The sequence below is a fragment of the Comamonas sp. genome (assembly GCF_036643215.1).
GTDB lineage: Bacteria > Pseudomonadota > Gammaproteobacteria > Burkholderiales > Burkholderiaceae_C > Comamonas.
Genome location: NZ_JAVXSJ010000065.1, coordinates 1 through 6134, shown reverse-complemented (window position 1 = coordinate 6134; position 6134 = coordinate 1). Strand labels below are relative to the sequence as shown.

The 6134-nt window shown below is 60.3% G+C and carries 4 protein-coding genes and 1 pseudogene; all 5 read right to left on the bottom strand.

Features of this window, described 5'->3' with window-relative positions; all coding sequences use genetic code 11:
- Window positions 1-1423, bottom strand: a 1423-nt coding sequence (rpsA, locus tag RSF91_RS19400; protein WP_332569943.1) for a 30S ribosomal protein S1, incomplete at its 3' end; no start/stop codon positions are given.
- Between the two features lie 186 nt (window positions 1424-1609).
- On the bottom strand, window positions 1610-3643 hold the full coding sequence (locus tag RSF91_RS19395; protein WP_332569942.1) for a bifunctional 3-phosphoshikimate 1-carboxyvinyltransferase/cytidylate kinase: 2034 nt from the start codon (window positions 3641-3643) through the stop codon (window positions 1610-1612).
- 89 nt (window positions 3644-3732) lie between these two features.
- The gene (locus tag RSF91_RS19390; protein ID WP_099738020.1) at window positions 3733-4620 is read right to left on the bottom strand and encodes a prephenate dehydrogenase; all 888 of its coding nucleotides are present in this window, start codon (window positions 4618-4620) and stop codon (window positions 3733-3735) included.
- A 17-nt stretch (window positions 4621-4637) separates the two neighbouring features.
- Entirely contained in the window at window positions 4638-5738 is a 1101-nt protein-coding gene (gene pheA / locus RSF91_RS19385) for a prephenate dehydratase (protein WP_332569941.1), read from the bottom strand.
- A gap of 129 nt (window positions 5739-5867) precedes the next feature.
- A pseudogene (locus RSF91_RS19380) lies at window positions 5868-6134 on the bottom strand (3-phosphoserine/phosphohydroxythreonine transaminase); the annotation flags it as partial.

Genomic DNA, 6134 nt, shown 5'->3' with positions numbered 1-6134 from the left:
TGATGTCTTCGCCCAGGTCGATTTCAGCGCCCTTAGCGTCCACAGTCTTGACCTTACCGGTCACGATCTGGCCCTTGTCGTTCACGGTAGTGAACGTGGTGAAGGGGTCGCTGTCCAGCTGCTTGATGCCCAGGGAGATGCGCTCGCGCTCAACGTCCACGGCCAACACGATAGCTTCGACTTCTTGACCCTTCTTGTAGTTACGAACAGCGGCTTCGCCGGTTTCGTTCCAAGACAGGTCAGACAGGTGCACCAGGCCGTCGATACCGGCAGCCAGACCCACGAACACGCCGAAGTCGGTGATGGACTTGATAGGGCCCTTCACGCGGTCGCCGCGCTTGGTGTTCTGAGCAAATTCTTGCCAAGGGTTAGCCTTGCATTGCTTCATGCCCAGGGAGATGCGACGCTTGTCTTCGTCGATTTCCAGAACCATGACTTCCACTTCGTCGCCCAGGGACACGAGCTTGGTAGGAGCAATGTTCTTGTTGGTCCAGTCCATTTCGGAAACGTGCACCAGGCCTTCGATGCCGGGTTCCAGTTCCACAAACGCGCCGTAGTCGGCGATGTTGGTGACCTTGCCGAACAGACGGGTAGCCGAAGGATAACGGCGCGAAACGCCCATCCAAGGATCGTCGCCCATTTGCTTCAGACCCAGGGACACGCGGTTCTTTTCGGTGTCGAACTTCAGGATCTTGGCCATGATTTCTTGACCAGCTGTCACCACTTCGGATGGGTGACGCACGCGACGCCATGCCATGTCGGTGATGTGCAGCAGACCGTCGATGCCGCCCAGATCAACGAACGCACCGTATTCGGTGATGTTCTTGACCACGCCATTAACGATAGCGCCTTCCTTCAGGGTTTCCATCAGCTTGGCGCGTTCTTCGCCCATGGAGGCTTCCACCACAGCGCGGCGCGACAGCACCACGTTGTTGCGCTTGCGATCCAGCTTGATGACCTTGAATTCCAGGGTCTTGTTTTCGTAAGGAGTCAGGTCCTTGATAGGACGTGTGTCGATCAGCGAACCGGGCAGGAATGCGCGGATGCCGTTGACCAGAACGGTCAGGCCGCCCTTGACCTTGCCGGAAGTGGTGCCGGTGACGAATTCGCCGGACTCCAGAGCCTTTTCCAGCGACAGCCAGGAAGCCAGACGCTTGGCGGTGTCACGGGACAGGATGGTGTCGCCGTAGCCGTTTTCGATGGAGCCGATGGCCACGGAAACGAAGTCACCCACTTGGACTTCGACTTCGCCCTGGTCGTTCTTGAACTCGTCGAGGGGCACGTAGGCTTCCGACTTCAGGCCAGCGTTCACCACCACGAAGTTGTGCTCAACGCGCACGACTTCAGCGGTGATAACTTCACCGGGACGCATTTCGGTGCGTGTCAACGACTCTTCAAAAAGGGCGGCAAAAGATTCAGACATGTATTTCCTTGACCGCAAACAGGTTTCCGTCAGCACTATTGCCAAACGTTTTTAAGACTGAATGCGGAGGGTGCGGGTTTTTAAGGCCCACGGGGTTAAAGGTTAACAACCTTGCTGCCGGTTCTGCGATCTGCAGGGCCTGACACCAAGGGCCAACAAGTCAGCTGCGGGGCCATGCCTGATAAATCAAGCGCGGCCAAACAGCTGACGTTCCTGCCACCACGACAGCACCTGAGCAACCACTTCTTCAATGGTCATCTGGGAGCTATCGAGTTGCAAAGAATCTTCGGCGGGCTTGAGAGGCGCAGTGGCGCGATTCATATCGCGTGCATCACGTGCTTCAAGGTCTGCCAAAAGGGTAGATATATTAGCTGAAATTCCTTTGGAAATCAACTGTTTATAGCGGCGCTCTGCGCGGCACTGTGCGGAGGCCCATAAATAGACCTTCAGCGGTGCATGGGGAAAGATGACGGTGCCCATGTCTCGGCCATCAGCCACCAGGCCGGGCAGGTGCTGAAAGGCCAGTTGCAGATCGACCAGCGCGCTGCGCACGGCGGGTAGGGTCGAAACGCGCGAGGCGTTCATGCCTGCTTCTTCGCTGCGAATGGCAAGGCTGATGTCTTCATCGCCCAGCCACACGCGTTGCTGTGCGTCAAAGCGCACGGGCATTTCCAGTGCCATTTCGGCAATGGTTTCTTCGTTGGATTCGTCCAGCGCCAGCCCGGCGCGCGATGCGGCCAGGCCGGTGATGCGGTAGAGCGCGCCTGAGTCCAGCAACTGGTAACCCAGCGCCTTGGCCACTTCGGCCGCAATCGTGCCCTTGCCCGAGGCGGTGGGGCCGTCGATGCAGATCACGGGAATGCGCTCGCGCTCTGTTTCGCAGATGGAGAATAGCGCTTCAAAGTAGTCGGGGAAGGTCTTGGCCACGCACTTGGGGTCTTCAATGCGCACCGGCAGCTTGGCGGGGTTGAAGGCGGCCAGCGAGAAGCACATGGCGACACGATGGTCGTCATAGGTGTGAATGCTGGCGGCTTTCCACGCCTGCTTGCTGGCAAGGGGGGTGATGCGGATGTAGTCCGCACCTTCTTCCACTGTTGCACCCAGCTTGCGCAGCTCAATTGCCATGGCGGCGATGCGGTCGGTTTCCTTCACGCGCCAACTGGCGATGTTGCGCAGCGTGGTTGTGCCGTTGGCGTACAGGGCCATCACGCCCAGTGTCATGGCTGCGTCGGGGATGTGGTTGCAGTCGAGGTCGATGGCCTTGAGGGGCCATGTGCCGCGGCTGACTTCCAGCCAGTTGGGGCCGCTTTCGACCTGTGCACCCATGGCCTGAGCTGCTTCGATAAAGCGGATATCGCCCTGAATCGAATCTTTGCCGACGCCCAGGATTTTGATGCTATTTTGCTCTGTAGCGTCCGCAGTGATTGCGCCAAGCGCTATGAAATAGCTAGCGGATGAAGCATCGGCCTCTACGTGGATGCTGCCAGGCGACTGATAGCGGCTGCCTGCGGGAATCACAAAGCGCTGCCATTGCTCGTTTTTGACAGCAATGCCAAAACGGGCCAGCAGCTCCAGCGTGATGTGGATGTAGGGTTTGGAGATCAGCTCGCCCACCACCTCGATGGTGATGTCGCGCTCCCTGGCCAGCAGGGGCAGCGCCATGAGCAGCGAGGTCAGGAACTGGCTGGAGACATCGCCGCGCACCTTGATGGATTCGCTGCTCAGCTGGCTGAAGTCGGGCTGGCCGATTTTGAGCGGGGGAAAGCCTTCGTCTTTCAGGTAGTCGATTTGGCAACCCAGCTGGCGCAGCGCATCGACGAGGTCGCCAATCGGGCGCTCGTACATACGGGGTACGCCCGTCATCTCGAAGTCGCCGCCCAGTACCGACAGTGCTGCCGTTAGCGGGCGCATGGCCGTGCCTGCGTTGCCGAGGAACAGTGTTGCCGTGGCGCCTGCAGGCAGTTGGCCGCCAATGCCGGTGACTTCAATCGCCTGACCGGGGGTGACGGTATCTGGCGTGATGCGGCAGCCCAGCTGCTTGAGGCCAGCGAGCATGACCTGCGTGTCGTCAGAGTCCAGAAGGTCGTGGATGGTGGTGGTGCCCTGGCTCAGCGCGGCCAGCAGCAGAACGCGGTTGGAGATGCTTTTGGAGCCGGGCAGGCTGACGGTGCCGTTGGCAGAGTCCAGTGCGGGGATATCCAAAAATTCAGTATTAAACATGGCGATCCATCAGGTCGTAAATTTGCTCTGAAATTAGTAGCATCTAGCGTTCATGCAGTAAGCGCTAGATGCGAAAAATACTTGATTTTTCAGAGTCCAGAGCCACGCTTGGCGCCCATCTTCCAGTGGGCGCGGGCGGCGCTGGCCAGTGTCAGGCGGTCTTGCAGGCCTTGTCCATCTTGCGCTTCCATCAGGCCTTCGAGTTGCTCCAGCGCCTGGCGGAACTGGCGGGACTGGGCCAGCACCTGTTCGCGGTTGGCCAGCAGCACATCGCGCCAGAGCTGAGGGTCGCCAGCGCCGATGCGGGTGAAGTCACGAAAGCCAGGGCCAGCCAGCGACAGCACTTCATCGGCCTTGGGCTGGTTCAGCACGCTTTGCATCATGGCAAACGCCAGCAGGTGGGGCAGGTGGCTGACAGTGGCCAGTGCGCCATCATGCGCCTCTGGCGACATGGCTTGCACATGGCTGCCCAGCGCCCGCCACAGAGCTTCGGCGCGGTGCAGGTGTGCGGTGAGCGTGCGTTCTGTGGGGGTCAGAATGACTTGCGCGTTGTGGTACAGATTGCCGTCGGCGTGCTCCACACCCGCCACTTCCTTGCCGGTGATGGGGTGGGCGGGCACAAAACTGCCAATCTGATCGCGCAGCGCCGTGCGTGCGGCCTGCACGACATCGACCTTGGTGGAGCCCACGTCCATGATCATCATCTTGGGGGTGACCAGATGCTTGATGGACTTGAGCGTGGCTTCGGTGGCAGCCACTGGCACTGCCAGCAGCACCAGATCAGCGCCTGCTGCAGCCAGCAGGGCCGAAGGGGCCTCCACATCAATCACGCCCATCTGGCGGGCGCGTTCGGTGGTGGATGGTGATTTGCTGTAGCCCACCACGCGTTTGACCAGGCCCGCCTTTTTGAGCGCCAGCGCAAACGAGCCGCCCATGAGGCCGCAGCCAATCAGGCCCAGCTGCTCGAAGGGCTGCATTTTCTGCTCAATCGTCATTACTTGCTCACCGGGTAGGTGCCCAGCACCTTGTAGAAGGCGCACAGCGACTGCAACTCCTGCAGCGCCGCTGCCACATTGGCTTGTGCGGGGTGGCCTTCCACGTCGATGTAGAAGTAATACTCCCACTGGCCGGTGCGGGCCGGGCGCGACTCAAAGCGGGTCATCGATACGCCGTGGTTTTTGAGCGGCACCAGCAGGTCATGCACGGCGCCTGCGGTATTGGGTACGGATACGACGAGGCTGGTGCAGTCCGAGCCACTGGGCGCAGCCGTAGCCAGCGTGTGCGGCAAGCAGATGACGGCAAAACGCGTGCGGTTGTAGGCGTCGTCCTGAATGGCGTGGCTGACGATGTGCAGGCCAAACTGCTGCGCTGCACGTTCGCCGGCAATACCTGCCCAGTTGGGGTGCAGGGCGGCCAGGCGAGCGCCTTCGGCATTGCTCTCCACAGGGCGGCGCTCTGCATGGGGCAGGTGCTTGGACAGCCAGCCCTGGCACTGGGCCAGCGCCTGGGGGTGGGCGGCCACGACTTCAATGCCTTCCAGATCGGCGCTGGTGCGCATCAGGTTGTGGCGGATCAGCATGCTGACTTCGCCCACCACATGGCAAGGTGTGTGCAGGAACATGTCCAGCGAGCGCGTCACCACGCCTTCGTTGGAGTTTTCCACGCCCACCACGCCGTACTGGGCGCTGCCTGCGGCGGTGGCGTGAAAGACTTCTTCAAAGCTGTTGCAGTACATCAGGTCGGCAGCGCCGCCGAAGTACTGAATGGCGGCTTCTTCGCAGAAGGTGCCAGCCGGGCCGAGCACGGCCACGCGCTGGGGAGACTCCAGCGCCAGGCAGGCGGACATGATTTCGCGCCAGATGGCGGCCACGTGCGCGCCCTTCAAGGGGCCGGGGTTGTTGCGCTTGATCTTCTCGATCACCTGCGCCACGCGGTCAGGGCGGAAGAAGGACGAACCTTCTTTTTTCTTGAGCTCACCCACCTGTTCGGCCACATGGGCGCGCTGGTTGACCAGGTCCAGCAATTGGCGGTCCAGCGAGTCGATCTGGTTGCGTAGCGTCAGCAACTCGGGGCTGGCTTGTGGGTCTTGGCTCATGGGATCCTCAAATTTTGTAGCTGCTTGCGCCTGATTCTTACTGCTTTCAGGGGTTTATGACCCTGAAAGCCTTTAGGGATCAGCGCTGGCAGCTCATTTTGTATTGTGTGCTTACGGTGCAGTTGGGCTTTAAGCCTGACGCTGCTCAAAGTCTTCCATATAGGAAATCAGCGCCTGCACGCCTGCAATGGGCATCGCGTTGTAGATGCTGGCGCGCATGCCGCCCACCGACTTGTGGCCCTTGAGCTGCAGCAGGCCGGCTTCTTTGGCGCCCGCCAGAAAGGCGTCGTTGCGCGACTCATCGCGCAGGAAGAAGGGGATATTCATGCGCGAGCGGCAGTTCTCGGCCACCTTGTTCACGTAAAAGCGCGACTGATCGACATAGTTGTAGAACAG

Coding starts and splice junctions, on each gene's coding strand:
- pheA (WP_332569941.1), bottom strand. CDS start 5,738: ATGAGCCAAGACCCACAAGCCAGCCCCGAGTTGCTGACGCTACGCAAC.
- RSF91_RS19390 (WP_099738020.1), bottom strand. CDS start 4,620: ATGCAGCCCTTCGAGCAGCTGGGCCTGATTGGCTGCGGCCTCATGGGC.
- RSF91_RS19395 (WP_332569942.1), bottom strand. CDS start 3,643: ATGTTTAATACTGAATTTTTGGATATCCCCGCACTGGACTCTGCCAAC.